General features: G+C 68.1%; 32 protein-coding genes and 1 pseudogene. 16 read left to right on the top strand and 17 right to left on the bottom strand.

What is annotated here, in order from left to right; genetic code table 11:
* Window positions 1–75: 75 nt before the first annotated feature.
* Window positions 76–1038 carry a TIGR03557 family F420-dependent LLM class oxidoreductase gene (locus tag ACZ6DT_RS07520; RefSeq protein WP_465590129.1) on the bottom strand — a complete coding sequence of 321 codons (963 nt, stop codon included), beginning with the start codon at window positions 1036–1038 and terminating at the stop codon, window positions 76–78.
* Between the two features lie 112 nt (window positions 1039–1150).
* Between ACZ6DT_RS07520 and ACZ6DT_RS07515 the strand changes: the two genes are divergently transcribed.
* The 3 genes from ACZ6DT_RS07515 (at window position 1151) to ACZ6DT_RS07505 (ending at window position 2785) form a co-directional block, all read left to right on the top strand.
* A complete protein-coding gene (locus ACZ6DT_RS07515; RefSeq protein ID WP_465590126.1) occupies window positions 1151–1483 on the top strand; it encodes a plasmid stabilization protein in 333 nt (110 codons plus the stop codon).
* A gap of 64 nt (window positions 1484–1547) precedes the next feature.
* A complete protein-coding gene (locus ACZ6DT_RS07510; protein ID WP_465590123.1) occupies window positions 1548–2000 on the top strand; it encodes an ATP-binding protein in 453 nt (150 codons plus the stop codon).
* Window positions 1997–2785 carry a SigB/SigF/SigG family RNA polymerase sigma factor gene (locus ACZ6DT_RS07505; protein ID WP_465590120.1) on the top strand — a complete coding sequence of 263 codons (789 nt, stop codon included), beginning with the start codon at window positions 1997–1999 and terminating at the stop codon, window positions 2783–2785. Before ACZ6DT_RS07510 ends, ACZ6DT_RS07505 begins: the two co-directional genes overlap by 4 nt.
* A gap of 345 nt (window positions 2786–3130) precedes the next feature.
* On the opposite strand, the gene ACZ6DT_RS07500 is transcribed toward ACZ6DT_RS07505, so the two are convergent.
* Together ACZ6DT_RS07500 and ACZ6DT_RS07495 are read right to left on the bottom strand one after the other, a co-directional pair.
* Window positions 3131–3592 (bottom strand): hypothetical protein, encoded by a 462-nt coding sequence (locus ACZ6DT_RS07500; RefSeq protein WP_465590117.1) that lies wholly within the window; start codon window positions 3590–3592, stop codon window positions 3131–3133.
* Window positions 3593–3689: 97 nt separating this feature from the next.
* Complete coding sequence (locus tag ACZ6DT_RS07495) at window positions 3690–4151, bottom strand: SRPBCC family protein (protein WP_465590115.1); 462 nt, start codon at window positions 4149–4151, stop codon at window positions 3690–3692.
* Between the two features lie 134 nt (window positions 4152–4285).
* Here ACZ6DT_RS07495 and ACZ6DT_RS07490 point away from each other — a divergent pair, with 134 nt between their 5' ends.
* From ACZ6DT_RS07490 to ACZ6DT_RS07465, 6 genes are read left to right on the top strand one after another with little or no spacing between them, the layout of a single operon-like run.
* Entirely contained in the window at window positions 4286–4699 is a 414-nt protein-coding gene (locus tag ACZ6DT_RS07490) for a phage holin family protein (protein ID WP_465590112.1), read from the top strand.
* Window positions 4696–4998, top strand: coding sequence for a DUF3618 domain-containing protein (locus ACZ6DT_RS07485; RefSeq protein WP_465590109.1), 303 nt, complete (start codon window positions 4696–4698; stop codon window positions 4996–4998). Before ACZ6DT_RS07490 ends, ACZ6DT_RS07485 begins: the two co-directional genes overlap by 4 nt.
* Entirely contained in the window at window positions 4998–5264 is a 267-nt protein-coding gene (locus tag ACZ6DT_RS07480) for a DUF4235 domain-containing protein (protein WP_465590106.1), read from the top strand. Before ACZ6DT_RS07485 ends, ACZ6DT_RS07480 begins: the two co-directional genes overlap by 1 nt.
* 2 nt (window positions 5265–5266) lie before the next feature.
* The gene (locus tag ACZ6DT_RS07475; RefSeq protein WP_465590104.1) at window positions 5267–6562 is read left to right on the top strand and encodes an NAD(P)/FAD-dependent oxidoreductase; all 1296 of its coding nucleotides are present in this window, start codon (window positions 5267–5269) and stop codon (window positions 6560–6562) included.
* Between the two features lie 13 nt (window positions 6563–6575).
* The gene (locus tag ACZ6DT_RS07470; protein WP_465590102.1) at window positions 6576–7076 is read left to right on the top strand and encodes a hypothetical protein; all 501 of its coding nucleotides are present in this window, start codon (window positions 6576–6578) and stop codon (window positions 7074–7076) included.
* Window positions 7077–7105: 29 nt separating this feature from the next.
* Entirely contained in the window at window positions 7106–8896 is a 1791-nt protein-coding gene (locus tag ACZ6DT_RS07465) for a thiamine pyrophosphate-requiring protein (protein WP_465590099.1), read from the top strand.
* Between the two features lie 3 nt (window positions 8897–8899).
* On the opposite strand, the gene ACZ6DT_RS07460 is transcribed toward ACZ6DT_RS07465, so the two are convergent.
* Window positions 8900–9661 (bottom strand): SDR family NAD(P)-dependent oxidoreductase, encoded by a 762-nt coding sequence (locus tag ACZ6DT_RS07460; RefSeq protein WP_465590096.1) that lies wholly within the window; start codon window positions 9659–9661, stop codon window positions 8900–8902.
* 42 nt (window positions 9662–9703) lie between these two features.
* A complete protein-coding gene (locus tag ACZ6DT_RS07455; protein WP_465590093.1) occupies window positions 9704–10300 on the bottom strand; it encodes a TetR/AcrR family transcriptional regulator in 597 nt (198 codons plus the stop codon).
* Window positions 10301–10459: 159 nt separating this feature from the next.
* Here ACZ6DT_RS07455 and ACZ6DT_RS07450 point away from each other — a divergent pair, with 159 nt between their 5' ends.
* The 3 genes from ACZ6DT_RS07450 (at window position 10460) to ACZ6DT_RS07440 (ending at window position 13252) form a co-directional block, all read left to right on the top strand.
* A complete protein-coding gene (locus tag ACZ6DT_RS07450) occupies window positions 10460–10984 on the top strand; it encodes a GNAT family N-acetyltransferase (protein WP_465590091.1) in 525 nt (174 codons plus the stop codon).
* 193 nt (window positions 10985–11177) lie between these two features.
* Window positions 11178–12368: a cytochrome P450 family protein gene (locus tag ACZ6DT_RS07445; protein ID WP_465590088.1), complete on the top strand. Its 1191-nt coding sequence runs from the start codon at window positions 11178–11180 to the stop codon at window positions 12366–12368.
* A gap of 26 nt (window positions 12369–12394) precedes the next feature.
* Complete coding sequence (locus ACZ6DT_RS07440) at window positions 12395–13252, top strand: LLM class F420-dependent oxidoreductase (RefSeq protein WP_465590086.1); 858 nt, start codon at window positions 12395–12397, stop codon at window positions 13250–13252.
* On the opposite strand, the gene ACZ6DT_RS07435 is transcribed toward ACZ6DT_RS07440, so the two are convergent.
* Window positions 13233–14630: a serine/threonine-protein kinase gene (locus ACZ6DT_RS07435; RefSeq protein WP_465590084.1), complete on the bottom strand. Its 1398-nt coding sequence runs from the start codon at window positions 14628–14630 to the stop codon at window positions 13233–13235. The two genes, ACZ6DT_RS07440 and ACZ6DT_RS07435, sit on opposite strands and share 20 nt — an antisense overlap.
* Between ACZ6DT_RS07435 and ACZ6DT_RS07430 the strand changes: the two are divergent.
* Window positions 14524–14982 (top strand): annotated as a pseudogene (locus tag ACZ6DT_RS07430) (hypothetical protein); the annotation flags it as partial. The gene ACZ6DT_RS07435 and the pseudogene ACZ6DT_RS07430 sit on opposite strands and share 107 nt — an antisense overlap.
* Window positions 14983–15394: 412 nt before the next feature.
* Here the strand turns inward: ACZ6DT_RS07430 and ACZ6DT_RS07425 are convergent.
* The 4 genes from ACZ6DT_RS07425 to ACZ6DT_RS07410 are packed head-to-tail and all read right to left on the bottom strand — an operon-like array spanning window position 15395 to window position 18503.
* Entirely contained in the window at window positions 15395–16438 is a 1044-nt protein-coding gene (locus ACZ6DT_RS07425; RefSeq protein WP_465590082.1) for an LLM class flavin-dependent oxidoreductase, read from the bottom strand.
* Entirely contained in the window at window positions 16438–16956 is a 519-nt protein-coding gene (locus ACZ6DT_RS07420; RefSeq protein ID WP_465590079.1) for an SRPBCC family protein, read from the bottom strand. The genes ACZ6DT_RS07425 and ACZ6DT_RS07420 overlap by 1 nt, the downstream gene beginning before the upstream one ends.
* 47 nt (window positions 16957–17003) lie before the next feature.
* Window positions 17004–17519 carry a winged helix-turn-helix transcriptional regulator gene (locus ACZ6DT_RS07415; protein ID WP_465590076.1) on the bottom strand — a complete coding sequence of 172 codons (516 nt, stop codon included), beginning with the start codon at window positions 17517–17519 and terminating at the stop codon, window positions 17004–17006.
* Window positions 17520–17579: 60 nt separating this feature from the next.
* Entirely contained in the window at window positions 17580–18503 is a 924-nt protein-coding gene (locus tag ACZ6DT_RS07410; RefSeq protein ID WP_465590575.1) for a tetratricopeptide repeat protein, read from the bottom strand.
* 436 nt (window positions 18504–18939) lie between these two features.
* Between ACZ6DT_RS07410 and ACZ6DT_RS07405 the strand changes: the two genes are divergently transcribed.
* Window positions 18940–19353, top strand: a complete 414-nt coding sequence (locus ACZ6DT_RS07405; RefSeq protein ID WP_465590074.1) for an SsgA family sporulation/cell division regulator — start codon at window positions 18940–18942, stop codon at window positions 19351–19353.
* Window positions 19354–19546: 193 nt separating this feature from the next.
* Here ACZ6DT_RS07405 and fgd read toward each other — a convergent pair whose 3' ends face one another.
* The 5 genes from fgd to ACZ6DT_RS07380 all read right to left on the bottom strand — a co-directional run bounded on the left by fgd (window position 19547) and on the right by ACZ6DT_RS07380 (window position 23639).
* On the bottom strand, window positions 19547–20551 hold the full coding sequence (gene fgd, locus ACZ6DT_RS07400) for a glucose-6-phosphate dehydrogenase (coenzyme-F420) (protein ID WP_465590071.1): 1005 nt from the start codon (window positions 20549–20551) through the stop codon (window positions 19547–19549).
* 352 nt (window positions 20552–20903) lie between these two features.
* On the bottom strand, window positions 20904–21380 hold the full coding sequence (locus ACZ6DT_RS07395) for a DIP1984 family protein (protein ID WP_465590069.1): 477 nt from the start codon (window positions 21378–21380) through the stop codon (window positions 20904–20906).
* Window positions 21381–21423: 43 nt separating this feature from the next.
* Window positions 21424–21858: a hypothetical protein gene (locus ACZ6DT_RS07390; RefSeq protein ID WP_465590066.1), complete on the bottom strand. Its 435-nt coding sequence runs from the start codon at window positions 21856–21858 to the stop codon at window positions 21424–21426.
* Between the two features lie 110 nt (window positions 21859–21968).
* Complete coding sequence (locus tag ACZ6DT_RS07385; RefSeq protein ID WP_465590063.1) at window positions 21969–22385, bottom strand: CBS domain-containing protein; 417 nt, start codon at window positions 22383–22385, stop codon at window positions 21969–21971.
* 60 nt (window positions 22386–22445) lie between these two features.
* Window positions 22446–23639: a zinc-dependent alcohol dehydrogenase gene (locus tag ACZ6DT_RS07380; RefSeq protein ID WP_465590061.1), complete on the bottom strand. Its 1194-nt coding sequence runs from the start codon at window positions 23637–23639 to the stop codon at window positions 22446–22448.
* A 90-nt stretch (window positions 23640–23729) separates the two neighbouring features.
* Between ACZ6DT_RS07380 and ACZ6DT_RS07375 the strand changes: the two genes are divergently transcribed.
* Window positions 23730–24089 carry a VOC family protein gene (locus ACZ6DT_RS07375; RefSeq protein WP_465590058.1) on the top strand — a complete coding sequence of 120 codons (360 nt, stop codon included), beginning with the start codon at window positions 23730–23732 and terminating at the stop codon, window positions 24087–24089.
* A gap of 61 nt (window positions 24090–24150) precedes the next feature.
* Here ACZ6DT_RS07375 and ACZ6DT_RS07370 read toward each other — a convergent pair whose 3' ends face one another.
* Entirely contained in the window at window positions 24151–24351 is a 201-nt protein-coding gene (locus ACZ6DT_RS07370) for a hypothetical protein (protein WP_465590055.1), read from the bottom strand.
* 134 nt (window positions 24352–24485) lie between these two features.
* Here ACZ6DT_RS07370 and ACZ6DT_RS07365 point away from each other — a divergent pair, with 134 nt between their 5' ends.
* On the top strand, window positions 24486–24992 hold the full coding sequence (locus ACZ6DT_RS07365) for a GNAT family N-acetyltransferase (RefSeq protein ID WP_465590572.1): 507 nt from the start codon (window positions 24486–24488) through the stop codon (window positions 24990–24992).
* Here the strand turns inward: ACZ6DT_RS07365 and ACZ6DT_RS07360 are convergent.
* Window positions 24917–25852, bottom strand: coding sequence for a DMT family transporter (locus ACZ6DT_RS07360; RefSeq protein WP_465590052.1), 936 nt, complete (start codon window positions 25850–25852; stop codon window positions 24917–24919). The two genes, ACZ6DT_RS07365 and ACZ6DT_RS07360, sit on opposite strands and share 76 nt — an antisense overlap.
* Window positions 25853–26062: the final 210 nt, after the last annotated feature.

Here is a 26062-nt window from a genome sequence, read left to right as displayed (position 1 = left end):
CGCTCTAGTACCCGCGCACACAGGTGTCCCCGTCCGGTGCGTGGAGACACGGGCGTCTTGCTCCGTCCGTGTGAATCACCCCCGCAACGCCGGGAGCAGCGTTTCTTCGGCGAACCGCAGAAAGCCTTCCTGCTGGTCGCCACCGATCTGGATCAGGGCGAGGTCGGTGAACCCGGCCGCCTCGAACTCGCCCGCCTGCTTCACGATCCGGTCGACGTCGGATCCGCACGGGATGGCCGCGGCGACGTCCTCCGGTTTGACGAACTGGGTGGCCCCGGCGAACCCCGCGGGCCCCGGCAGTTCGGCGTTGACCTTCCAGCCGCCGGCGAACCAGCGGAACTGTTCGTGTGCCCGCTGGATCGCGGCGTCGCGGTCTTCGCCCCACGACACCGGCATCTGGGCGATCTTCCTGGCGGGCGGGCCGGGTTTGACGGCGTCCCACTCCCGGCCCAGGGATCCGTCCGGTTCCACCGCGATCATCGCGTCGGCGGTCGGCGCGAACCGCGTCACCGACTGCGACCCGGATACCGCGACGGCGATCGGGACGCGCTGCTCCGGGAGATCCCAGAGCTTCGCCGAGTCCACCCGGAAGTGGTCACCCGCGTAGTTGAAGTACCCACCGTCGAACAACCCGCCGATGATCTGGATCGCCTCGGCGAGCATCTCGTGGCGGACGTTCGCCGGCGGCCAGCCGCGGCCGACGACGTGCTCGTTGAGGTTCTCCCCCGCGCCGAGCCCGAGGGTGAACCGGCCGTCGGACAGTGCTTGGATGGTCGCCGCCTTCTGCGCCACCACCGCCGGGTGATAACGCATGGTCGGGCACGTCACGAAGGTCATCAGTTCGACCCGTTCGGTGCTTTGGGTGACCGCTCCCAGCACACTCCACGCGTACGGCGAATGTCCCTGCTCGTCCAGCCAAGGCGAATAGTGGTCGCTCATCACCTCGAAGTCGAAACCCGCCTTCTCGGCTCCGGCGGCGTAGCCCACCAGGTCCTTTGGGCCCGCTTGTTCGGTCATGAGTGTGTAGCCGATGCGCATCGAAGCCTCCTTCAGGTCCGATCCCCGCGTACCCGCCCGTTCCCGGCGTCAACCGGACGTTTATCCGGTGAATCGAACGGGGTACCTGACCCGGGGAAGAAGAGGAGGCGCGATGCCGCAGCGGGCTTGGAGCGACAAGCGAGAACGTCAGTACGAGCACATCAAGGATTCGGCGAAGGACCGGGGCGCGAGCACCGACCGGGCCGAGGAGATCGCCGCGCGGACGGTCAACAAGAATCGCGCGCAGACTGGGGAGTCGCGCGAAGCGAGCCGAACATCCCTCCAGGACATGTCACCCCAGCGGCGGGGCGGCAAACGATCCGGGAACCGCTCGGGCCCGAACGGCCCGACGAAGGACCAGCTCTACAGCGAAGCGAAGCAACGCAATGTGGAGGGCAGGTCGAAGATGTCCAAAAAGGAGCTTCAGCGCGCCCTGGGCCGTTGATCGCGCGTCACGCGGCGGGTCCCCGCCGCGATCACCCCACGGCCACGGACGGATGGGTTTCGTAATGGATGCACACGGACGGGGCGGCCTGACTCCCCAAACCCGGCCTCAGTCGGACGGACTGTCCGACCGGGTCGAACTCCGCCTTCCTGCCGAGGCGGAGCAGATACCTCTCGTCCGCACGCTCACCCACGGTGTGGTGGCCCGTGCGGACTTCGGCTTGGACGCCATTTCGGACGCGAAGATGGCCGTCGACGAAGCCTGTTCCCAGCTTGTCCAGCCCGCTGAACTGGGAGCCGCTCTTTGTTGTGTGTTTCACGAGGTACCGGAAGGAATCGCGGTCTCGATCTCGACGCGGACGACCAAACCCTTCCTGCCGAGCGAGACGACGTTCGGCTGGCACGTCCTGACGACCTTGGCCGGCTCGGTGGCCGCGCGATGCGAGCCGATTCCCGGCGAGATGGGGGGTACGACGACGATCGACCTCGTCCTGACCCCGGGAACGAGCGACGGGTGAGCGGCGAGCGTAAGACCCTTACGCGGCAGGCGGACGACTACGCTCATTGCGAAGCCCTCTTCGAAGAGATGTCCACCCTGCCGGAGGACTCCCAGCGCCGCCAGGATCTGCGTGCCCGCCTCGTCACCGAACTGCTGCCGCTCGCCGAGCACATCGCCACCAGGTTCTCCGGCCGGGGCGAGCCCCGTGAGGATCTGGTGCAGGTGGCGCGGATCGGCCTGATCAACGCGGTCGATCGTTTCGATCCGGGCCGAGGGCATGATTTCCTCTCCTTCGCCGTCCCGACCATCATGGGCGAGGTCCGGCGGCACTTCCGGGACACCGGCTGGTCGGTCCGGGTACCGAGGCGGCTCAAGGAACTCCACGTCACCCTCAGCCAGGGCACGGCCGCGTTGTCCCAGCGGCTCGGCCGCGCGCCGACCCCGACCGAACTCGCCGAATATCTCGGGCTCGAGGTCAACGAAGTGCGCGAAGGGCTGCTCGCCGGCCAGGCGTACCAGACGTTGTCGGTCGACAAACCGGTCCATGACAACGCCACCGAGGCCCTCTCGCTCGCCGACACGATCGGCGAAGAGGACCATGAGATGGCTCTGGTGGAAAACCACGAGGCGCTGCAACCGCTGCTGCGGGAACTCCCGAAACGGGAGCGCGCGATCCTCGTGATGCGGTTCTTCGGCGGCTACACGCAGACTCAGATCGCCGAACGGATCGGCATCTCGCAGATGCACGTTTCGCGGCTCCTCGCGCAGACGCTGGACCAGTTGCGGGGCAAGCTTTCGGAGTGACCGCTCTCCCGGTCTAATCCCTCATGTCGTGAAGGACCCCTGTGAGACCTAGATGTCTCACAGGGGTCCTTCACGACACATGCGTGCTCGAAGACCGAACACGCGTGTCTGGGAACCGAACTCTCCCACCGGACGTCATCCGGCCAGAGACACGCGTGATCCGGCTGCCCACACGCATGATCCGCCTTCAGTCACAGTACGGAGGACTTCCCCGGCCCAGAAGTACGCGAAGGCCCCTTTCCTACGTTCTAGCGTAGGAAAGGGGGCCTTCAGCGGGTCATTACCCACCGGCATCAGCTTGTGCCGCCAGTGCGCATCACCCGTTCGTCCTAGGCACTCGACTTCTTACGGCGTCGTGTACGGCGCGCGCTGATCGATGGACGGGCTCGCCGTCGGGTAACGACCGTCCTGGCCGGGCACCGGCGTCACCGTCGTGCCCTGCTGCTCGGGCTCGACGCGCCTCGGCCGGTTGATGACCGCTTCGGCCTCCTGCTCACCACGGATCCGCGAAAGCACGCTGAGTGTGATGGCGTGCGCGACGGCCAAGACCAGCAGCAGAACACCCAGCCTGCCCACCACACCCGGAAGGTCGCTGCCCCCGATGTCGACGGTCGACAGCAGCGCCAAGACGCCCAGCGTCGCGAGATGGAACAACACCGTGACGAGCCACGTCATGGAAGCGCCCGCGGCCGGGTCGCCGTGGGAACCTCGCAGGTAGCGCTTACCGCTCTGGTAGATGATCAGACCGTCGAGCATGACCAGCGCCACCCCGATGACGAGGAAGGCCACGTATGCGTTGGTAGTCATGCCGGAACGCTCCCTTCGTAGTGGACCTCACCCCATGAGATACCCGGAACCTCCCCCGGGAAAACGCCGTCTTCCAGGGGGAGGTTCCGAATAGTGGTCAGCTGCCGGGGCGGTCCACGTCACCGCGCCAAGCGCCGGACTCGCGGCCGCGGCTCTCGATGAACTCCTTGAACCGCTTCATGTCGCCCTTGACCCGGCGGTCGAGCACGCCGAGTTTGTCGGCGACGTTCTCGGCCAAGCCCTCCGGGTCGATGTCCATCTGCGCCGTGACACGGGTCTTGTTGTCGTCAAGGCGGTGGAAGGTGATGACGCCCGCGTGATCGGGACCGGAGTCCGAGGTCCACGCGACGCGCTCGTCGGGATGCTGTTCGGTGATGGTCGCGTCGAATTCCCGGCTCACCCCACCGAACTTGGTCACCCAGTGGGTATGCGTCGCGTCGACCTGACGGACCTCCTCGACACCTTCCATGAACTGCGGGAAGCTCTCGAACTGGGTCCACTGGTTGTACGCGGTCTTCACCGGGACTTCGACGTCCACCATTTCGGTGATCGTGCTCATACATCCTCCTGTCGGTTCGTCTTTTCGAGCCGGCATCCCGTGGCTACCCGACGCTCAGCGGGGCGAAACACGCGGTGATTGACCGGCGGGGCCGCCGGGTACCCGGCTGGCAGAACGCTCCGAGGAGGTGCTCCATGATCGAAGAAACCCACCGGAAGCCGTCCGAGGACAAGTCGGTCGGCGAACTGGTTTCCGACCTCGGTGACGAGGTCAAACACCTGGTCCGCGACGAAATGCGGCTGGCCGTGTTCGAGTTGCAGAAAAAAGGGAAGAAGATAGGCCTCGGCGCAGGATTGTTCGGTGTCGCGGGCATCTTCGCGCTCTTCGGCCTCGCGACCCTGATCGCCGCGGTGGTGCTGGCACTCGCCATGGTCATGCCCGCTTGGCTGGCGGCCGTGGTGACCGGCGCGGCGCTGCTCCTGATCGGCGGTCTCTCCGCCCTCGTCGGCAAGAAGGAGGTCACGAGCGGGTCCCCGCCGGTGCCGGAAGAGGCCATCGCGGGTGTCCGCAAGGATGTCGACACGGTCAAGCAAGGAGTACGCTCATGAACGATTTCCCCAAGAACGCGGAACAAGCCCGCGCGGATCGGGACGTGACCCGCGAGGAGCTCACCGAGACGCTCGACGCGCTCGGGCGGAAACTGGACGTCAAGACGAGGGTGAACGACAACCTCGACGCCAAGGTCGACGAGGCGAGCGCCAAGATCTCCGAGAAGGTCTCCGAGCCCGCGGCGGAGAAGTTCCGCCAGGGCACCGAAGTCGTCCGCGCGAATCCCCTGCCGATCCTCGCCGGTGTTCTCGCACTGCTCGTGGCGATCCGGCTGATCATGCGAAAGAGGTCTTCCTAGTGAACAAGGTTTTCTACAAGCCGTTGAACATGGCCGTCAGCGCCGCGGGCGGGGTGCTCGCCGGTATCGCGTTCAAGCAGATCTGGAAACGCGTGAGCGGCGACGAAGACGCGCCGGACGCCATGGACCGCGACTTCACCTGGACACAGGTCATCGTCGCGGCCGCCGCGCAGGGCGCGATCTTCGGCGCGGTCAAGGCGGCCACCGAACGGGCGGGCGCGATCGGCTATCGCAAGGCGACCGGCGACTGGCCCACGGAGGACTGACCGTGCGCGTGGTGGTCATCGGAGGCGGGTTCGCCGGCTACAACGCGGCCAAAACCCTCCTCAAATCGGTCGGCGATGACACGGAGATCGTCGTGGTGAACCCGACCGACTATTTCCTCTATCTCCCCCTCCTGCCCGAAGTCGCCGCCGGGATCCTCGAGCCGCGGCGGATTTCGGTGTCCATCCCCGGCACCTTGCGCGGTGTGCGGCTGGTGCTCGGCACCGTGAATGCCGTCGACTTCGACGCCCGCAGTGTGAGTTATGTCGATCCCGAGAACCGCGAACACTCCCTCGGGTACGACCGACTCGTACTCGCCGCGGGCAGCGTCAACAAACTGCTGCCGATCCCGGGAGTGCCCGAGTACGCCCACGGCTTCCGCGGTCTGCCGGAGGCGCTCTACCTGCGGGATCACGTCACCCGCCAGGTAGAACTCGCCGCGTCCGCGACGGATCCGGCAGAACGCGACGCGCGCTGCACGTTCGTCGTGGTCGGCGCCGGCTACACCGGCACGGAGGTAGCCGCGCAGGGCCCGGCGTTCACCGCCGCGCTCGCCGCCCGGCACCCTGAGCTGAAGGATCAGAGGATCCGCTGGCTGCTGCTGGATCTGGCCGAACGTGTCCTGCCGGAACTCGACCGGCGGCTCGGCGACACCGCCGACGAGGTGCTGCGGGGGCGCGGCGTCGAGGTGCTGATGAAGACCTCGATCGACAACGCCGGCGAAAAGGGGGTCACGCTGACCTCCGGTGAATCGGTGCCCACGCACACCCTCGTATGGTGCGTCGGCGTCCGGCCCGATCCGCTGATCGAGGACCTGGGGCTGAAGACGGCCAAGGGCAGGCTCGTCGTGACAGCGCAGCTGAACGTCCCCGGACGACGTGACGTCTACGCGTGCGGAGACGCGGCCGCCGTCCCCGACCTGACCAGGCCCGGCGAATACACGCCGATGACGGCCCAGCACGCCGAACGGCAGGGCAAGCTCGCCGGGCGGAACGTGGCCGCGTCGCTCGGACACGGTTCGCACGGCACCTACCGGCACCATGATCTCGGTTTCGTCGTCGATCTCGGTGCCCGCCAGGCCGCGGCGAATCCGTTGCACATCCCGCTTTCCGGCTTCGCCGCCAAGGCGGTCACCCGCGGCTATCATCTGCTGGCCATGCCGGGCAACCGGCTGCGCACCGCCACCGACTGGGCGTTCGAAGCGGTGACGAAGCGGCAGACAGTCCAATTAGGACTTGTCCGATCGGGATCGGTGCCGCTGGACACCGATTCCCCCGAACTCCCCCGCACGAACTGCTAGAGGAGAGACGACCATGACCGCCGAAACCGATCCCGTCCGCGCCGAAGGCCCCTCGGTCGTCACCGACGGCGACGACGAGGCGAAGCTCCTCGTCCTCGACCCCGCGGGCGAGGGCAAGCACGGTGAACTCCCGGCGACCTGGCGGCCGCTCACGGCCCGGCGTCAGGTGATCTGGTGCCGGCTGCCGGTCGACGGTGCCCTCAGCCAGGCCGAAGACGTGCTCGATGACGCGGAACCCGGCGGCCCTCCGATCGATGTCGTGGCCGCCGGCGAAGCGGCGGGAGACGCGCTCCGGCTGGCCGAACGACATCCGGGAGTCGCATCCCACGTCCTGCTGGTCGATCCGGTGCCGGACGGGTCCTCCGAACTGGCCGATCGAGTGCGATCCGCCGGGACCGCGGTGGACGTCCTCCCGCACAGCACCGGCGAGCCGTACAACCGGGTACCGCCGCCGCTGCCCCTCGGGCATCCGGACGTGGTCGCGGGGGTCACCAAGATCCTCGAGGACGTTTAACCGCCAAAGGACGGCGGTATCCGGCGATCATGAGCGAAACCGTTGCGGACCATATCCTGGCCAGGCTGCGCGAATGGGACGTGGAGCAGGTCTTCGCCTATCCCGGGGACGGGATCAACGGGCTGGTGAGCGCGTTCGGCGCGGCGGGGAACAAACCTCGCTTCGTCCAGACGCGTCACGAGGAGATGGCGGCGTTCGCGGCCGTCGGGTACGCGAAATTCAGCGGACGGCCCGGTGTCTGCATGGCGACGTCCGGCCCGGGGGCGATCCACCTGCTCAACGGTCTTTACGACGCCAAACTCGACCACGTGCCGGTGGTGGCGATCGTCGGGCAGACGGCGCGCAGCGCGATGGGCGGCAGTTATCAGCAGGAAGTGGATCTCCAGGCACTGTTCAAGGATGTCGCGAGTGAGTACCTCGTCGAGGTGAACGTCCCCGAACAGCTGCCGAACGCGCTCGACCGCGCCTTCCGCACGGCCATCGCGCAGCGCGCGCCCACGGCGCTGATCATCCCGGCGGACCTGCAGGAGGAGACCTACCACCCGCCGCGGCACGAGTTCAAGCAGGTACCGTCCTCCCCGCCCGATCACCCGCGGGCCAGCGTCATCCCGCCTTCGGAAGAGGTCGCCCGCGCCGCGGAGGTGCTGAACGCGGGCGAGAAGGTCGCGATCCTGATCGGGCAGGGCGCGCGCAACGCCGTCACCGAGTTGCGCGAGGTCGCCGAACTCACCGGCGCCGGAGTGGCGAAAGCGTTACTGGGCAAGGATGTCCTTCCCGACGATCTGCCGTACGTCACCGGCTCGATCGGTCTGCTCGGCACGCGGCCGACGTATGAGATGATGCGGGACTGCGACACGTTGCTGATCGTCGGCTCGAATATGCCGTACGCGCAGTTCCTGCCGGAATTCGGCCAGGCCCGCGCCGTCCAGATCGACATCGACGCCCGGTTCCTCGGCATGCGCTATCCGACCGAGGTCAACCTGCTTGGCGACGCGAAGGGCACACTACAGCAGCTGATTCCGTTGCTGCAGCGCAAAACCGATCGTGACTGGCGGGAAAAGATCGAGAAGAACGTCGATGGCTGGCACGAGACGGTGACGCGCCAGGCGATGCTGGACGCGGAACCGGTCAACCCGATGCGGATCGTGCACGAACTGTCCGAGCGGATCCCCGAAGACGCCATCGTCACCGCCGACTCCGGTTCCGCCACCAACTGGTACGCCAGGAATCTCCGGATGCGCGGCCGGATGCGGGGCACGCTTTCCGGGACCCTCGCGACGATGGGGTCCGGAGTCCCCTACGCGATCGGCGCGAAGTTCGCCCATCCCGACCGGCCGGTGATCGCGTTGGTCGGCGACGGCGCGATGCAGATGAACGGGATGGCGGAACTGCTGACCATCGCCCGCTACCGCGAACTGTGGGTCGATCAGCGATGCGTCATCTGCGTGTTCCACAACGGTGACCTGAACCAGGTCACGTGGGAACTGCGCGCCATGGGAGGCTCGCCGAAGTTCGAGCCGTCGCAGAGCCTGCCGGAAGTGTCCTATTCGGACTTCGCCCTCGAGATCGGCCTCGGCGGGATCGCCGTCGACGATCCCGCCCGGCTCGGCGAAGCTTGGGACGTCGCGCTGTCGGCCGACGTACCGACCGTGCTCGACGTCCGCTGTGATCCCGAAGTGCCGCCGATCCCGCCGCACGCCACCCTCGAGCAGATGAAGTCGATGACCGAGGCGGTCCTCAAGGGCGAGCCCGACGCCTGGCACATGGTGACGCAGGGGATCAAGACGAAGCTGCAGGAACTGCTGCCTTCGCGCCGCTGACCCTCAGGCGCTGGCGCCGCCGTCCAGGACGATGTCGTGTCCCACGACGTACGCGGACTCGTCGGAGGCCAGCCAGAGGACCGCAGCGGCGATCTCTTCGACCGCGCCGATCCGGCCGAGCGGGATGACCGCGCCGAGCCGTTCGGCGCGGTCGGCCTCGGTCTCCCCGGGCCGGAACGACATGCCGGTGTCGGTGGCGCCGGGGCTGACCGCGTTGATCCGGATGCCCTCGGCGATGTGATCGCGGGCGGCGGTGCGGGTCAGCACGTCCACGGCGGCCTTCGACGCGGCGTAGGCCGCCATTCCCGGCAAGCGGTGGTGCGAGCCGATGTTGGACGACATGTTGACGATGACTCCCCCGCCGCTCGCCCGCATCTGGGCGATCTCGTGCTTCATGGACAGCCAAGTGCCCGTGAGGTTCGTCCGCACGACGGCGTCGAAGCCGTCCTCGTCGAGATCCGCCGTCGGCGCGGGACGGCCGAGGACACCGGCGTTGTTGAAGGCGATGTCGAGTTTGCCGTGTCGCCGCACGGTTTCGGTGACGAGCCGTTCGACGTCTGCGCCGACACTCACGTCCGCGGTCACGGCATCGGCCGTTCCGCCGTCAGCCTCGATCTCCTTCACCGTCTGACGTAGTTTCTCGCCGTCCCGGCCCGACACGACGACTTGAGCTCCTTCACGCGCGAAGGCAGTCGCCGTGGCGCGGCCGATCCCGGAACCTCCTCCGGTGACCAGGACGACCTTGCCGCTGAACCGCTTTTCCATAGTGGACACCGTAGCCAACTTTCTGGTCTGATCGTTCTAGTATCAAGGTTTGCGAGCGGCTTCGAGAACCGCGATGGCCTGCCTCGCCGTGACACGGGCACGTGCCGCGGGATCCGGTCCCTTGCTCAGCACCCGCATCCCTTGCAGGACCGTGAGCAGGAAGCCGGCCAGCGCTTCAGGGTCGGCGGCGGCGTCGAGCTCGCCTTGCGCTTTCGCCCGGCTCAACGCCATCCGCAAGGCCAGCTCAAGCGCGTCCCAGCTGCGCTCGACCACCCGCGCGACCTCGGGATCCCTCGGCATCATCTCCATGGCTGCGTTCACCACGAAACAGCCTTTGCGTCCCGATTCGCCGAGTATTTCGGCGAGATAGCGGTCAATGAGCCGCCGCACCCCGGCGAGCGCCGGCCCCGGCCCGGCGAAGTCCTCGACGAACCGCTCGTTGCCCCTGGCGATGTAGCGATTCAAAGCGGTCAGGTACAGATCGTGCTTGGTGCCGAACGTCGCGTACAGACTCGCCTTGCCGATACCGAGTTCGGCGACGAGGTCGTTGACCGAGGTGGCCTCATACCCCTGCCGCCAGAACAGTTCCAGCGCGGCGTCGCAGGCCGCGTCGACGTCGAATTCCTTCACCCGGGACACGAGGGAAGCTTAACCACATCTGGACCGATCGGTCAAGAAAGCGACTCGGGATCTCGCCGTGTCGTCCGACCAGTGCGCACCTGAGGCCAGGTACGCGGGTTGCCGACTTGTCATGATCCGGAGACCCCAAGAACCCATTCGTGCGCGTAACGTCCCGTTATGGACTTGACCACCGAAAGGCTCGTCGTCCGCGAGTGGTCCGAGGACGACGCCGAAGCCGCGCTGGCGATCTACGGCACCACCGACGTGACCCGGTGGCTCACCCCGGCGATGGACCGCGTGACCGACGCCGCGGCCATGCGTTCGGTTCTGCAGGCCTGGCAACAGGCGCAGCCCAATCTCGTGCCCCCGCGGGGAAGATGGGCGGTGCGGCGCAAGGAGGACGGTGTGGTCGTCGGCGGGCTGGGCATCCACTTGCTGCCGCCGTACGAAGAGGACCTGGAGATCAGCTGGCAGCTGCATCCGGACGCCTGGGGCGAGGGGTACGCCTCCGAGGCGGCCCGTGCCCTGATCGGCTGGGCGTTCACCCAGGACACGGACGAACTCTTCGCCGTCGCGCGGCCGAACAACACCCGTGCCATCGCGACCGCGAAACGGCTCGGGATGGTCTGGGTCGGGGAAACCGAAAAGTACTACGGGCTTCGCCTGCAGGTGTACCGGATCCGGCACACGGACATCGTCTAGCCACTACTTCGTCCCGCGTCCGTCCACCGTGGCGACGATGTGGCCCGGCCAGGACGGCGAAGTACAGCGCCGCGATCACCGCCCCGCTCATCCGGGGCATCGGCCTCCTGTCACCAGCCAGATTGCCTGCGGCCTCGAATCGAGATACCGTTACCATTCCGATGGTGTCAACATTCGAACTGGGAGACCCGCCTTGTCCGACGTACCCGAGATCCTCCTGACCGACCCTGCGGTCCTGCGCGACCCGTTCACCGCTTACGGACCGATCCGCGAGCGCTCCCCGGTCGCCAAACTGGTCGCCCCGGGGTTCGCGATGTGGGCGGTCCTGCGCCACGAAGAGGCGCGGAAGATGCTGAGCGACCCCCGTTTCGCCCTGAGTCCGAACAGCTACCAGCGAATGGACATACCCGACCACTGCCGCCCCTACATGCGGACGATGCAGGAGGTCGAAGGCCCCGAGCACCTCCGGCTCCGGCGGCTGGTGGCCCCGGCATTCACCCCACGCAAGGCCACCGCGCTCCGCCCGGGAATCGAGCGGCTCGTGAACGACCTCCTCGACGACCTCGACGGCCGAACCGAGATCGACCTGGTCACCGCCTTCGCGCGCCCGCTGCCGGTCGACGTGATCTGCGCGCTGGTCGGCATCCCAGCCGCCGACCGTCCGCGGTGGCGCGAGTACAGCGCACTGATCTCGGCGGGCGACGGTGCCGGGCTCGCGAAGGCGGTCCCAGGGATCGTCGAAGGCGCCCTCGCCGCCATCGAGGACCGGAAGCGCGAACCCGCCGAGGACGTCGTCTCGCAACTGCTTCAGATCCAGGCCGAAGATGGCGACAGGCTCAGCGAAACGGAACTGGTCGCCCTGGTCTGGCAGCTCGTCCTCGGTGGTCAGGTGCCCGGCAACCTCATCGCCAACGCCGTCGAGATCCTGCTCTCCCATCCCGATCAGCTGGCCGAGCTCCGCGAGGACCCGGCACTCATGCCCGGCGCCGTCGAGGAAGTGATGCGCTGGCAGAGCCCGCAGTTGCTGACGATCCCCCGGTTCACCACCACGGACGTCCGGATCGGCGACGCCCTGATCCCCGAGGGAGAACCTGTTACCGTCGCCCTCGCCGCGGCGAACCGGGACCCGCGGGCGTTCCCCGAGCCGGACGTCTTCGACATCCGCCGCGCGGCGGGGCCGGCATGGCATCTGGCGTTCGCCCACGGGCCACACTTCTGCCTCGGCGCTTCGCTGGCCAGGACACAAACGGAGGTCGCGCTCACCGCACTGCTGCGCCGGTTCCCCGATCTCGCGCTCGCCGACGGGCTGCTGCGGATCCCGGACCCGGGCACCTGGCGGCTGAACGCCCTGCCGGTCACGCTGCACGCGACGGTTGCGAACTGAAACACGTTCTAATAGCGTGATCGGCTGTGAGACACGGGATAGTGCTGTTCACCAGTGACCGGGGCACCACCCCGGCGGCCGCCGCACGGGCGGCGGAAGCCGCGGGCTTCGACGCCTTCCACGTACCCGAACACACGCACATCCCGGTCAAACGGGAAGCGCCGCATCCGCGCACCGGCGACTCGTCGCTACCCGACGACCGCTACCTGCGCACACTGGACCCGTGGGTCGCGCTGGCCACGGCGGCCTCGGTGACCACCCGGATCCGGCTCGCCACGGCGGTGGCCCTCCCGGTCGAAAGCGATCCGATCACGCTGGCGAAGACGATCGCCAGTCTCGATCACCTCTCGGGCGGGCGGGTCACCCTCGGCGTCGGCTTCGGCTGGAACGTCGACGAACTGGCCGATCACGGCGTCCCGGGCGGCAAGCGGCGGACGGTCCTGCGTGAGTACGTGGAAGCGATGCGCGCGCTCTGGGCACAGGACGAAGCCTCGTACACGGGCGAGTTCGTTTCGTTCGGCGCGAGCTGGGCGTGGCCGAAACCGGCTCAAGCTCATATCCCGGTGATCGTGGGCGCGGGCGGGACGGAGAAGACGTTCCGCTGGATCGCGAAGTCGGCCGACGGCTGGCTCACCACCCCCGGCGACACGGACATCGAGGACAAGGCACGACGGCTGCGCGAGATCTGGCACGAAGCGGGCCGCGCCGGCGAACCGGAGATCTCGGCACTCGGCGTCCGTCCCGATCCGGAGAACCTGGCCGCGCTGGAAGCGGCCGGGGTCACCGAGACGATCTTCGGCCTCCCGGACCGCTCCCCCGACGAGGTCGAAGCGTGGTTGCGGCGCCTCGCCGGAAAACTCGGCCTCAGCGCTGGGAATCGATGAGGTAGCGGCCGTCCTGCTGCACCATGACGAAGGTGGCCCGCTCCGTCGTGGTCCCTCCCGATGCCTTGACGTAGGTGAGCGTCGCCGTCACCGTGTTCCCGGATTCGGTCACGTTCGAAACGGTCACCGCGCGGTAGTCCTTCCAGAAGTTCGAATACCGCTCGAAGCTCTGGCTCTTGGCGCGCTTGAAGTTGTCGGTCAGCGTCGCGAACCCGGCCTGGAGGTTTCCCGGGATGAGCGTGTAGTAGGCCGCGAGTGCCTGTCCCGGCGTCTGCGCCGGAGGCGGCGCCACCGAGGACGACGAGGACGGGGGCGGCGTCGAGGACGGCACCGAGGACGGCGAAGGTGGCGGCGCGGCCGGCTCCGACGCCGTCGGGGTGACGGCCTGCGACTGAGAACCCTGCGGCGGCGCCGTGCCCGACGGGGTGTCCTCACCGCGGGTGAGCACCACGACCACGGCCGCGGCGGCCGCCGCCGCGAGCACGAGGAACACGGCGAGCACGCCGATCAGCATTCCCTTGCGTGCCTTCGGCGGCGGCTCCTCGGCGACGAGCGTCGTCGGCTCCCCGGCCGCCAGCGCCCGCAGTTCCCGTTCGGTCTCGGCCATCGTCGGCCTGCTGTCCGGCCGGACGTCGAGGAGCCGGTTCAGCAGCGGCGTCAGGATCCCCGACCTGACCGGCGGGGTGATCTCGCCGCTCGACGCGCGGTACAGCAACGCGATCGGGTTTTCCGCCGTGCCATAGGGCGTCCCGCCTTCGAGCGCGGTGTACAGCGTCGCGCCGAGCGAGAACACGTCGGAAGCCGACGTGGCGTCCTCGCCCCGGGCCACCTCGGGCGCCAGGAACGCAGGCGTACCGGAGATCTCGCCGGTCGCGGTGAGCTGGACGTCACCCATCGCCCGCGAGATCCCGAAGTCGGTGATCTTGACGGTGTCGTCCTCGGCGAGCAGGACGTTGCCGGGCTTGATGTCGCGGTGGACGATGCCCGCGCGGTGCGCGGCCGCCAGCGCCGAGCAGAGCTGGATGCCGAGGCGGATGACGTCGTCGACCTCCAGCGGCCCGTCGCGCAGTTTGTCCGCGAGACTGGTCGAGGGCAGGTACTCCATGATGATCCACGGGCGGTCCTGCTCGTCGATCACACCGAAGACGGTGATGGCGTGCGGATGCACCAGCCGCGCGGCGATCCTGGCCTCGCGCAGCGCGCGGTTCTTGGCCTCGTCGGCCTTCTGCTCACCGGCGCCGTGCGGTAGAAGCAGTTCCTTGATCGCGACAATGCGTTCCAGGTTGTCGTCGCGCGCCCGCCACACGGTGCCCATGGAGCCACCGCCGACGGGCTCGATGAGATCGAACCGGTCGGCGAGGCGGCGGATCTCCTCCATTATCGACGTCCCCCTGGAGCTGTGGTGTTCGCGCGAACCTTGCCAGCATGCCAGGAACGCGCCGGGAGGCAGGACCCGGCAGGGTGGTTTCCGGGGGCGGTGTCGGTCACGTCGCCTGCCGGGCCGCTCAGCGGAACCCCGCCCCATCGGCTGCCCGGAAGCCCGTATCCCGCCCCGCCGTGGGAACACTTTACTTCTCCGGTGTGGCCTGTTTTCGGGAAAGGGCGGCGATGCGGGAAACCATCGGCGGACGCGCCGTGCTCGAAGCACTCGACGAGCACGGCGGGCGGGCCGGGCTGACCCAGCTCGCGCGGCCACCGGGCTTCCGAAGACCACCGTGCACCGGCTCCTCGACCAGTTTGCCGACCTCGGCGCTGTCGAGCGGTCGGGCCGCGGCTACCGGATCGGTTCACGGGTGTTCCGGCTCGGGCGGTTCTGGCAGCCCGAAATCCGGGAGCCGGCCAAAGAGTGGCTGCCGGTGCTTTCGGCGCGGATGCGCGCGAGCCTGGTGCTCGTCGTCCCACGAGAGGGCCGCGCGCGTGGCGGCGGGGGCCGTCCTCCCCGCCGACGAGGTGCCCGTGTGGCCGGGCAGCCCGGGACCGCCGCCGGACGGCTCCTCGCCGCCCACCACTCCGCGCTCGCCGAGCCGGATATCGACACACTGGAGATCCGCACGGCCGAGTTCGCCGCCGAGTCGGAGACCATCACGGCGGGATTCGGCTGCGTCCCCTCGGGCAAGCAGCCCATCACCCCTCACAAGAGCTTCAGCGGGCCAGGAGCACGCGGACCAGGTCCAGCGCGCGGCCGAGGGTGGCGAGCCGATCGGCGACCGTCTCCCCCGCCGGGTACAGCCGGACCGTGTCGACCCCGGCGTCACGCCAGACGCGCAGCCGCCGTGCCACCATCGGTTCGGTACCGATGAGCGTCGTGCTGAGCACCATCTCGTCGGTCACCAGCGCGGCGGCGCCTTCCCGGTCGCCCGACTGCCAGCGCTCCCGCACCGCGGCGGCGACCTCGGCCCAGCCTTGCCTGCTGTAGGCGTTGTTGTAGAAATTCGTCTTCGCCGAACCCATCCCGCCGAGACTGAACGCGAGTTCGGCCTTGCGGCCCGCGACCATTCCGCGCAACTCGTCCTCGTCCGCGGCGAAGGCGACCTCGGCACCTTGACAGACTTCGAGGTCCGACCGCGTCCGGCCCCCTTTCGTGAGTCCGGCGTCGAGATGCGAGAAGTAGGCCCGCGCCCCCTCCGGGACGAAACTGGTCCCCAGCCAGCCGTCCGCGATCTCCCCGGTCAGTTCCAGCAGCTTGGGCGAAAGCGTGGCCAAGTAAATCGGGATGTCCGGATTCGGTGCCGTCGACAGCCGCATCGGCCTGCTCTCCCCCGGCAGCGGGATTTCGAACTCCTTGCCGGAGAACGAGATCTTCTCCCCCGCGAAGGCTTGGCGGATGATCGCGACCGTTTCCCGCATCCGCGTCAGCGGCCGGGCGAACGAAACACCGTGGAGACCCTCGATCACCTGCGGCCCCGAAGCGCCGAGCCCGAGGGCGAACCGGCCATCGGACAGGTCCGAGAGCGTCAGCGCGGCTTGCGCGATCGCCACCGGGGTCCGGGTGCCGAGCTGGATGATCCCCGAGCCCAGCCGGATCCGCTCGGTCCGCGCGGCGAGATAGCCGAGCACGGACGGCGCGTCCGAACCCCACGCCTCGGCGACCCAGCAGTCGTCGAGGCCGAGCTTTTCCGCCTCCAGCACGAACTCCAGCGTTTCCCGCCCGCCGCGCGAGGCCTCGACCGTGGTCGCCGTGCGCATCAGGCGCCACCGGCCTCTGCCCGCTCCTTGATCGCGGCGAGGGTCCCGGTCATCGCGTTCTCGAACTCGCGCAGCCGGACGAAGACGATCTTCTGCTCTTTGTCCGGCATCTGGTCGATGGCCAGCGAGAGACCCGACCGCCCCGGCCCCATCTGCATCCACTGCCGGAGTTTGGTGCCGCCGTTCTCGGGCTCCAGCGTGAAGCGCCACACCGCGGTCGGCGTTTCGGGATCCTGCACCGCCCAGGTGAAGACACGCGGTACCTCGCATTCGACGACGTACGAGGTCGTCTCCCATTCGCCGAACGAGTCGTGCCTGCTGTGGCCGACGAACCGCCTGCCGACCGCGGCTCCGCCGACCGCGCCGTCGCACCATTCGACCGATCGGACTTCGTGGCTCATCTCCGGCATCAGCCGCACGTCGGAGACGATCGACCAGACCCGCTCCGGATCGGCGTCGACCCAGGCCTCGACCTCGACCGTCGGTTTGTCGGTGTACTTGGCGCCCGTCCACTCCATCGTGGTCACCTCTCGTGCTCGTGACCTCGATAGTTGCGTAGATGGACTTACGTTGTCAAACCTTCCTGCGCGGCGAAGCGGCGCACCACGTCGGGCCGGTTCGCGAGCTTCGGCGGATACCCCGGCCCGAGCCGCGCCCGCGTGTTCTCGGCGGTGAGCGGCCCGGCGCAGTGCGCGCAGACGACCTCGGCGTGCGTATCGCGCCCGCAGGTCTCGTGATGGAGGACGATCGGCGGCCCGGCCTCCTCCGCGAGCCAGCGGTCGCCCCAGCGCGACATCGCCGCGAGCACACCGTAGAAATCCGCGCCCTTCTCGGTCAGCACGTAGTCGTAACGGACCGGGTCGGCCTGGTAGGCGCGCTTTTCCAGCAGCCCCTCCCCGACCAGGCGGCGCAGCCGGTCGGCAAGGGTGTTCCTCGCGATACCGAGCTCCTGCTGGAACTCGTCGAACCGGCGGATCCCGTAGAACGCTTCCCGCAGGACCAGCGGCGTCCACCAGTCGCCGAGCAGGTCCATGGTGCGCGCGATCGAACACGGCCACTGCGCGAACGAAGTCCTTTTCATGCCCGCGAGCCTACGCCCGGCGGAATTGATCCCGTCATTCCTCCACCTATTCTCCGGCGATCAGGCGCTGGCCCGAAATGTTGCGATCCGGTCAAGAAGATCTCGCGCATTGATATCACCCACCCGCCTGCGCACGCTTTCCGACAGCGGCCGCAAACGGTCTCGCGTCCGGGCGGAACGGATTCCGTCCGCGATCTCCATCGCGGCGAGGCCGACCTCCGCCGCACGGTCGAGGTCGCCTTCCAGCGCGTGGTCGACCGCGAGCCAGATCATCGTCAGCGACCGGCTGCGCACCATGTCCGGACCGTAGCCCTCGATGGCCTCGGTGAGCGCGGGGATGGCCTCCCGGCTGTGCCGGACATCGACGAGCCTGGCGAGTTCGGTGCGCACCGTGCCGATCATCGCGGCGAGGTCATTGGCCGTGAAGAAGGCGGACCACGACGGGGCGGCGTCCTCCACGGAATCCGCGAACTGTTCCGGGGCAAGGGAAATCTTGTCCAGCGCCGCGCGGACGTCACCGAGCAGCGCGTAAGCCCACGCCTCGTTCGCCGACAGGATCGCCTGCGACAGCGGCCTTCCCGCCCGCCGCGCCGCGACCTGCCCCTGCTCGAACTGCTCGAGCGCCTCCGCCGGAGTGCGGTGATGCAGATACATCCGGCCGAGCCGGTAACGGATGTTGGCGGCGAGGTCGTCGTTGCCGGCCTCCGCCGCGAGCTCGAGCGCGCGGCGGAAGTGCCGCTCCGCCCGGACAGGGCGGCCGGAGTCGAATTCGGTCCAGCCCCTCAAATTATGCAGATCCGCGACCACGCCCGCCAGCCGCCTGGCCAGCTGATCGGAGATCATTCCCCGCCGCAGCGCCGCGCCGTAGGGTTCGAGCACGCGCAGCAGCTCCCGGCAGGACCCGCCGCCTTCCCGGTAGTCGCGCGCACGGAGCGCGGCGATGACGCCCTCCAGCCGGTCGATGTCGGACCGCCCGACGCGCAGTGGCAGCCGCTCGATCACGGCGACGCTCCTGGCCCGCACACCGGAATGGCGACGGTGATTCGTACGCCCATTATCGCTCACCTCCTGATCCACAACGATCGAGCTCGTCAAGGTCCAGGACGGAGCCACGCCGATCTCCTGGAATACGCGAGCGACGCATAATGATGTTAACCACAGGGAATACCGACGCACTCCGCCGAATGGTTGGCTATTTTCATTCACCGGAATATGCACGTGCGGAATCTCTTTCTTTTGCACGAATGATCGCATTTCCGACCTGCTCACCCCACGTGCCCGGCGGAGACCGTCCGTGAGCACCTGAGACGCAGCTCTCAGCCGAACGTGTGAACCTTGTCGACTAGGGTCACGAAAAGGCTTCACATTGCGTTATCAATAGTTGAAGATCAACAGCAACCGAACGTAAGGGGCTGAAGCGTTGGACAAGGAAATTGACCTCATCCGGGCGACGGTCGTCTTCGGCCTGCGCACTTTCGGTGCGGACCCGCTTCCCGTCAAGGCCGATCTCGAGTACGACCCCGAAGACCCCTACGCCGTCGTGGTGGCCTACCACTCGGGCGGCGGGACGGTCCGCTGGATGTTCGGCCGTGACCTGCTCGCGGACGGACTCCTCACCCCATCGGGCGAGGGCGACGTGATCATCAGCCCGGCCGACGACACCTCGATCGTGATATTCGCCCTCAGCGCGCCCGACGGCTGCGCCGTCCTCGAAGCGCCGGCACAGGAACTGGCCGAGTTCCTCGACCGCACCTACGACGTCGTGCCCGCCGGCTCCGAGCCGGAATGGTTCGACTTCGAGCAGGAAATCGGCAAACTCGTCACCGAGTCCTGAACGTCGGCATGCCGTCCGCGATCACGGCGTCGTCCTTTCAGGAGGATTCCCACGCACGACGTTCCAGGCCGAACCGGCATTCGCGTCGATTGGGTCCGGTGTTCGATCCCCGGGATGGGGACGGCCAACGAGGTCTCGTCACCCGGGAGCCGGGTGACGGCACCGTCCGCGCGGTGCCGCCTCCCGCGCCGGGTCAGCCGAGTTCGCGGAGACCCGGGACGACCTGCTCGGAGAACGAGCGCAGGAACCGCTCCTGATCGTGGCCGGGGCCGTGAAAGACGAGGTGGTTGAAGCCGGCCTCGACGTACGGCTTGATCTGCTCGACGGCGTCGGCCGGGTCGGAGGTGACGATCCAGCGGCGGGCGACCTGCTCGATCGGCAACGCGTCCGCGGCCTTCTCCATTTCGGCCGGGTCCTCGATGCCCGCCTTCTGCTCCGGCGTCAGTGACAGCGGCGCCCAGAACCGGGTGTTCTCCAGCGCCTGTGCCGGATCCGGGTCGTAGGACAGCTTGATCTCGATCATCTTGTCGATGTCGCCAGTGCTGCGGCCGACCTGTTCCGCGCCTTCCGCCACCGCGGGCAGCAGCTTCTCGGTGTAGAGATCCATTCCCTTGCCGCTGGTGCAGATGAACCCGTCACCCTGCTTGCCGACGTACTTCGCCATCACCGGGCCACCGGCCGCGATATAGATCGGCACGCCACCCTCGGGACGGTCATAGACGGTGGCGTCGGTGGTCTGGAAATACTCGCCCTCGAATGTGACGCGCTCTTCCGTCCACAGTTTGCGCATCAGCTCGATCGCCTCGCGCAGCCGCGCGAACCGCTCCTTGAACGCAGGCCACTCGATGCGGGCGACCGCGACCTCGTTGAGGGCCTCACCGCTGCCGACACCGAGCAGTACCCGGCCCGGGTACAGGCTGCCGAGGGTGCCGAACGCCTGTGCCACCACGGCGGGGTTGTAGCGAAAGGTCGCCGTCAGCACACTGGTGCCGAGAACGACCCGCTCGGTGCGCTCGCCGACCGCCGCCATCCACGCGAACGAGAACGGCGCGTGCCCGCCCTGGTGCCGCCAGGGCTGGAAATGGTCGCTGACCATCACGCTGTCCAGCCCGACCTGCTCGGCGAGCACGGAGTACTCGACGAGGTCGCGCGGGCCGAATTGCTCGGCCGACGCCTTGTAACCGATCTTCAGTGCCATCCGGGGTCACCACCTGGGCTCTTGGGTTGTTCCGCTCTTCACCTTGGCACAGAGTCGATCAGCTCCGCCCATGCTTCGACGGGGTCAAGGTGTCGGGAACGCCACTGCGTTGCCGGGAATGCAGGCCCGCGCCGCCGAACCGTGGAAAGGCCCCGTACCCGCCCTCGCCTTCCGGGACCGGCACGTGGTGATGAACTGTGCCGTTTGCGCCGTCACCTGTGCGTCGTGCTGGGCGGAGTTGTGATCGGGGAGTCGAACCCCACGCTGCCCGCCACGTGCCAGGAGGTGGGCCGGATACCGCCGGCCCTCGGCTTGTGCCCGCTTCCCGGAGGGCTACCTGCTTTCCACGTCTTCAGTCCAGGAGATCGGTCTCCCAGTTGGTGCGCTGGATCTCGACGTCGACCACCCGGATCTCCCCCGCGACGCGGTCCGCGCGGGCCCGCAGTTCAGCGACCGGAAGCGTCGAGAGATACCGGAGCTCCGAACGGAGCTGGCGCCCGTAGCCGCCCTGGTTGCGACCGGCCGCGGCGTCGGCGGCCGCGGTGAGGACACCGTGCCGGAGCCGGAGTACGTCGCGGTGCGCGATCGCGTCGGTGATCGTGCCTTCCCCGAGCGGGGTCGCGGCGTTGGTCCGGTTGATCCGCTGGATCAGCGATTCGAGTTCGTCCAGTGCGGTTTCGGCCTCGACGAGCAGGGCGGACGCGTCTTCCGACGGTTCCTCGCCCTCTTGGTGCCGCGCGTTGTCGACGATCCGGGAGCGCAGTGCCTCCACCTTCTTTGTCGCGTCGGCGCGCGAGGCGAGCGCTTCGGCCAGCTTGATCCGGGACATGCCGGGAAGTATCGCCAAGATCGAAGACCGCCGCATCCCGTTTTCAGCCCGTCAGGGAATGCCTCCGGTAGGAGGAATCCGGCTCGACGAACTCGAGGCCGTTCTCGTCGAGCGCGTTGAAGACGGTGAACCGGCCGCGCGGGAAGACGAAGCCGAGCGCCACCATGCCGTTCGCCATATCCCGCGTCGCGCATTCCAGAAGTTCCACGTCCTGGAGCACCTGCCCCTCCAAAGCGGACAGTTCCGGGTAAACGTCCTGACGCCACCGGAGCGGGCTGGGCTCCGCCGGATCGCCCCAGTCCCATTCGGATCTGCCGTAGGGGTCGATCGTGTTCCAGGTCAGGGAAAGCTCGTCGAACTTCCAGTGCGTGATCTCCAGCCGTTCGGCGCCGAAGTCCACCACGAGGGGCGCGTCCGAAAGCCACTCGGAGTACTCGACGAACCAAGTGAGGTGGACGCGCCGAAGTCGTTCGCCCACCAACGCACGCAAACGATCCCCGTGGGCTCTCCGGATCGTCTCGAGTCCGGAGAGCCACACGGGTGCATAACCTTCGATGTCGAAAAATGCCACCGGAGGAGTATGGCGCGTCAGTCGTAGGACAGCGCTTCCACCAATTCGCCGCTGTCCGGGTTGGGCAGCGCCCTCGCCACGTCGGCCTGTGCCACGATGCCGACTAGCTTGTGGCCGTCGATCACCGGCAGGCGCCGGACCCTATGGTTCGCCATGGTGCGCATGATCTCCTCGGCGTCGTCGTCCGCGCCGATCGTCACCGCCTCGCCCTGAGCGAGTTCCGAGGCGTGCAGTGCCCTCGGGTCCTTGCCTTCGGCCAGGACCTTCACCACGATGTCGCGGTCGGTCAGCATGCCCTTGAGCTTGCCGTCCTCGCCGCAGATCGGCAGCGCACCGACCGACTCGGCGGCCATCTTCTTCGCCGCGTCGAGCACGGTGTCGGACGCGGCCACACAGGTCGGGCCCGCGGTCATGATGTCTCGTGCCGTGGTCATCCCTTCGCTCCTTTCGTCGGACTCCGCAGACCGGATACCCGCCATCCGCGAGCCGACACCTCAAACGACCGACGGTTCGAGGAGGATCTTGACCGCGCCCTCCTGCTTCTTCTGAAAGATCTCGTAAGCGTGCGGCGCCTGGGCCAGCGGCAGCTTGTGCGTCGCGAAGCCCTCGACACCGAGCGGGTCGGCGGAGTCGGTGATCAGCGGCATGATGTCGTCGATCCAGCGCCGGACGTTGGCCTGTCCCATCCGCAAGGTGATCTGCTTGTCGAAGAGATCCATCATGGGCAGCGGATCGACCATGCCGCCGTAGACGCCGCTCAACGAGATCGTGCCGCCGCGCCGGACACAGTCGATGGCCGCGTACACCACGCTGAGCCGGTCGATCGCGGCCTTCTCGGTGATCTTCGCGCCGATCGGATCGGGCAGGAGACCGACGAGATTCTGCGCCAGCCGCCCGACCGGGGCACCGTGCGCCTCCATCCCGACGGCGTCGATCACCGAGTCCGCTCCCCGCCCGCCGGTGGCCTCGCGGATGAGGTCGCCGAGGTGTTTATGCTCGCGCGTGTCGTAGGTGACGACGCCGGCCGCGGCGGCCTTCGCGAGCCGTTCGGGCACCAGATCGATGCCGATCACCTTGCCCGCGCCGCGGTGTTTCGCGATCCGGCAGCAGAACTGGCCGATCGGACCCAGCCCGAAGACCACGACCGTGCCGCCTTCGGGGATATTCGCGTAGTCGACGGCCTGCCAAGCCGTGGGCACCACGTCGGAGAGGTATACGAAACGCTCGTCCGGCGGGCCGTCCGGCACCTTGATCGGGCCGTAATGGGCCTGCGGCACCCGCAGGTACTCGGCCTGGCCGCCGGGGACCTGGCCGTAGAGTTTGGTGTAGCCGAGCAGCGCCGCGCCCTTGCCCCGGTCGGTGACCTGCGTGGTCTCGCACTGCGATTGCAGGCCGCGGTCGCACATGAAGCAGTGGCCGCAGGAGATGTTGAAGGGCACCACGACCCGGTCGCCGGGCTTCAGGTTCGTCACCCCGGAGCCGACCTCTTCGACGACGCCCATCGGCTCGTGCCCCAGAATGTCGCCCTCGTCGATGAAAGCACCGAGAACCTCGTAAAGGTGCAGGTCAGAGCCGCAGATACCGGTCGAGGTGATGCGCACGATCGCGTCGGTCGGTTCGATCAGCTTCGGATCCGGGACGGTGTCCACCCGGACATCGCGTTTCCCGTGCCAGGTGACGGCCTTCATGGTGCTCCCTTTCGGCGAGTGGATCTGTCGTCCGCCGGATGCCCGTCCGCGCATCCGGCAAACCTCGCCGTTCCGTGCCACCGTGGGTGCATGCGAACCCGGATACTCGCCGTCGCCGTCGACTGCCGTGAGGCCGAAGCACTGGCCGCGTTCTGGAAGGAAGCACTCGGCTATCCCGAAACCGAACGGTGGACGGACGGTCACGGCGTGACCTATGTCGAGTTGAAAAGCCCGGATGTGCCGAGCCTGCTCTTCCAGCCGGTCCCCGAGGGGAAGTCGGGCAAAAACCGGCTGCACCTCGACCTCACCCCCACCGAACTCGAGCAACGCGAAGAGGTCGCGAGGCTTGTGTCACTCGGTGCCAGGATCGTCGAGGACCCCGAAGCGGACCCCTGGGTGGTCATGGCCGACCCGGAGGACAACGAATTCTGCGTGCTGCCGCGCCGTTGAGCAGTGTGGTCCCGCTTGGGTGCCTGGCCTCGGCCGTCCCACCACTCACGAGCCCGCAGACTCAAGCAGCTTGATCGCCGGCTCGGGCCGGCGGCTCGGAATGCAGCCCCAGCATCTCCAGCAGCATCCGGCAATCCGTCGCGTCGCGGGCGTTCCTGACGACCGCTTCGGACGCCTTGCGCAGCACGGCGGCCCGCACCGCCGTCGGCCCGCCGTCGGCCAGTTCTTCCACCGGACGAAGTCCCTCGATCGGGTTCCCCATGACCCACCTCCACCTTCCCTTTCGTTGATACCTGATCCCGGCCGGGAAGACACCCTCACTCCGTGCTGTCCGGCGGCGCCACCGCCGTTTTCTCCCTAGACTGGCGCCATTCGTACGAGCGGACGGAGCGGGAACTGACCACCGAGTTGCGCGGGGAGATCGTGACGCTGACCCCGGTCACCGAGGCCCACGTCGCCGATTTGCGGCGAATCCGCGGCACGGCCGAGGTCGGGGCCCGCTGGGGTTCGGTCGACGACTCCCCCACCTGGCCGTTCGACGACCCCACGACGGCCCGCTTCACCGTCCTGGAGGAAGGCGTCGTCCGCGGTTTCGTCCAGTACGGCGAGGAGGAGGACCCGATGTACCGGCACGCGTCGGTCGACCTCTTCCTCGATCCGGCCGCGCACGGCCGCGGGCTGGGCACGGACACCGTCCGCACGATGGCTCGCCACCTCCTGCACGATCGAGGGCACCACCGGCTGGTGATCGATCCCGCCGTGGACAACGACGCCGCCATCCGCTGCTACAAGGCCGTCGGCTTCCGCGAGGTGGGGGTGATGCGCGGCTACGAACGCGACACCGACGGCGACGGCTGGCATGACGGGCTGCTGATGGATTTGCTCGCCGAAGACCTCACGTAACGCGTCAGGGCGACTCCGAGCAGCACCACCGCCATCCCGGCGAGCACACGCGGGCCGAGGTCCTCGCCGAGCACGATCGCGCCCAGCGCCACCGAGACGACCGGCAGCAGGTAGCCGACGGTCGCCGCGGACGTCGCGCCTTCGTCGGCGATGAGCCGGTAGTTGAGGTAGAAGGTGACACCGGTGCCGAAGATCCCGAGGACGACGACGGCGATCAACGCGGTCAGGTTCAGCGGCCCGGCCGGTGCGGCGTCGAACGGCAGCGCGAGCGCGCTCAACCCGGTGGCGGTCAGCAGTTGCGCGGCGGAGATCGCGATCGGGTCGCCTTCGCCGACAAGTTTCCGTCCCATGTAAGCGAAAGCGATGGCGTAGCTGAGGCCGGCGCCGAGCAGGGCCAGTGTCCCCCAGCCGAGCAGGCCGCTTTTCTGCCAGGGCGCGAAGATCAGCAGGATGCCGGTGAAACCGAGGACCAGCCCGCCCACCCGGGGCACGGTGATCCGGCGTTCGGTGCCGATCCCGATCCCGATCAGCAACGACCACAACGGGGTCGTCGCGTTCATCACCCCCGCGACACCGGAGTCGACGGTCAGTTCACCGATGCTGAACAACGCGAACGGCAAGGCGTTGCAGAAGAAGGCGGCGACGAGGAGCCTGCTCCAGATCCGGCGGCCACGCGGGAGGCGTTGACCGGCCCAGCGGCTCAGCACGAGAAGGACGGCCGCGCCGAGGGCGCAGCGGATGACGGTGACCTGAACGGGCGGAAGCCCGGTCAGCGCGAGTTTGATCCACAGGAACCCCGATCCCCACAACAGGGCGAGGACGCCCATCCGGACCAGGGTTCCCGGCGCGCCGATGCTCACTTGGTTCCTTTCGCCGGGCCGCTCGATACCTCTCCAAGCTGCCTCGGGCGACTCGTCAGGACAAGTGAAAAGATCTACACCGACGTTAAGCGGTCCTTCATGTTTCGAAAGGTCCCGGCCGTGGGGGGGGGGGGGGGGGGGGAGGGGGGGGGGGTGGGGGGGGGGGGGTGGGGGGAGGGGGGGGGGGGAGGGGGGGGGAGGGGGCTATCG

The sequence above is a fragment of the Amycolatopsis sp. NPDC041971 genome (assembly GCF_055588925.1).
Note: the sequence above shows the minus strand (reverse complement) of the source record. Positions and strands in the feature narration are given on the sequence as shown.

Excerpts from the sequence above, each read along its gene's own strand:
- ACZ6DT_RS07425 (WP_465590082.1), bottom strand. The coding sequence starts at position 16,438 with ATGCGCACGGCGACCACGGTCGAGGCCTCGCGCGGCGGGCGGGAAACG.
- ACZ6DT_RS07380 (WP_465590061.1), bottom strand. The coding sequence starts at position 23,639 with ATGAAGGCCGTCACCTGGCACGGGAAACGCGATGTCCGGGTGGACACC.
- ACZ6DT_RS07415 (WP_465590076.1), bottom strand. The coding sequence starts at position 17,519 with ATGAAAAGGACTTCGTTCGCGCAGTGGCCGTGTTCGATCGCGCGCACC.
- ACZ6DT_RS07510 (WP_465590123.1), top strand. The coding sequence starts at position 1,548 with ATGGATGCACACGGACGGGGCGGCCTGACTCCCCAAACCCGGCCTCAG.
- ACZ6DT_RS07520 (WP_465590129.1), bottom strand. The coding sequence starts at position 1,038 with ATGCGCATCGGCTACACACTCATGACCGAACAAGCGGGCCCAAAGGAC.
- ACZ6DT_RS07420 (WP_465590079.1), bottom strand. The coding sequence starts at position 16,956 with ATGGAGTGGACGGGCGCCAAGTACACCGACAAACCGACGGTCGAGGTC.
- ACZ6DT_RS07495 (WP_465590115.1), bottom strand. The coding sequence starts at position 4,151 with ATGAGCACGATCACCGAAATGGTGGACGTCGAAGTCCCGGTGAAGACC.
- ACZ6DT_RS07450 (WP_465590091.1), top strand. The coding sequence starts at position 10,460 with ATGGACTTGACCACCGAAAGGCTCGTCGTCCGCGAGTGGTCCGAGGAC.
- ACZ6DT_RS07465 (WP_465590099.1), top strand. The coding sequence starts at position 7,106 with ATGAGCGAAACCGTTGCGGACCATATCCTGGCCAGGCTGCGCGAATGG.
- ACZ6DT_RS07460 (WP_465590096.1), bottom strand. The coding sequence starts at position 9,661 with ATGGAAAAGCGGTTCAGCGGCAAGGTCGTCCTGGTCACCGGAGGAGGT.
- ACZ6DT_RS07435 (WP_465590084.1), bottom strand. The coding sequence starts at position 14,630 with ATGGAGGAGATCCGCCGCCTCGCCGACCGGTTCGATCTCATCGAGCCC.
- ACZ6DT_RS07490 (WP_465590112.1), top strand. The coding sequence starts at position 4,286 with ATGATCGAAGAAACCCACCGGAAGCCGTCCGAGGACAAGTCGGTCGGC.
- ACZ6DT_RS07385 (WP_465590063.1), bottom strand. The coding sequence starts at position 22,385 with ATGACCACGGCACGAGACATCATGACCGCGGGCCCGACCTGTGTGGCC.
- ACZ6DT_RS07375 (WP_465590058.1), top strand. The coding sequence starts at position 23,730 with ATGCGAACCCGGATACTCGCCGTCGCCGTCGACTGCCGTGAGGCCGAA.
- ACZ6DT_RS07470 (WP_465590102.1), top strand. The coding sequence starts at position 6,576 with ATGACCGCCGAAACCGATCCCGTCCGCGCCGAAGGCCCCTCGGTCGTC.
- ACZ6DT_RS07500 (WP_465590117.1), bottom strand. The coding sequence starts at position 3,592 with ATGACTACCAACGCATACGTGGCCTTCCTCGTCATCGGGGTGGCGCTG.
- fgd (WP_465590071.1), bottom strand. The coding sequence starts at position 20,551 with ATGGCACTGAAGATCGGTTACAAGGCGTCGGCCGAGCAATTCGGCCCG.
- ACZ6DT_RS07370 (WP_465590055.1), bottom strand. The coding sequence starts at position 24,351 with ATGGGGAACCCGATCGAGGGACTTCGTCCGGTGGAAGAACTGGCCGAC.
- ACZ6DT_RS07395 (WP_465590069.1), bottom strand. The coding sequence starts at position 21,380 with ATGTCCCGGATCAAGCTGGCCGAAGCGCTCGCCTCGCGCGCCGACGCG.
- ACZ6DT_RS07515 (WP_465590126.1), top strand. The coding sequence starts at position 1,151 with ATGCCGCAGCGGGCTTGGAGCGACAAGCGAGAACGTCAGTACGAGCAC.
- ACZ6DT_RS07485 (WP_465590109.1), top strand. The coding sequence starts at position 4,696 with ATGAACGATTTCCCCAAGAACGCGGAACAAGCCCGCGCGGATCGGGAC.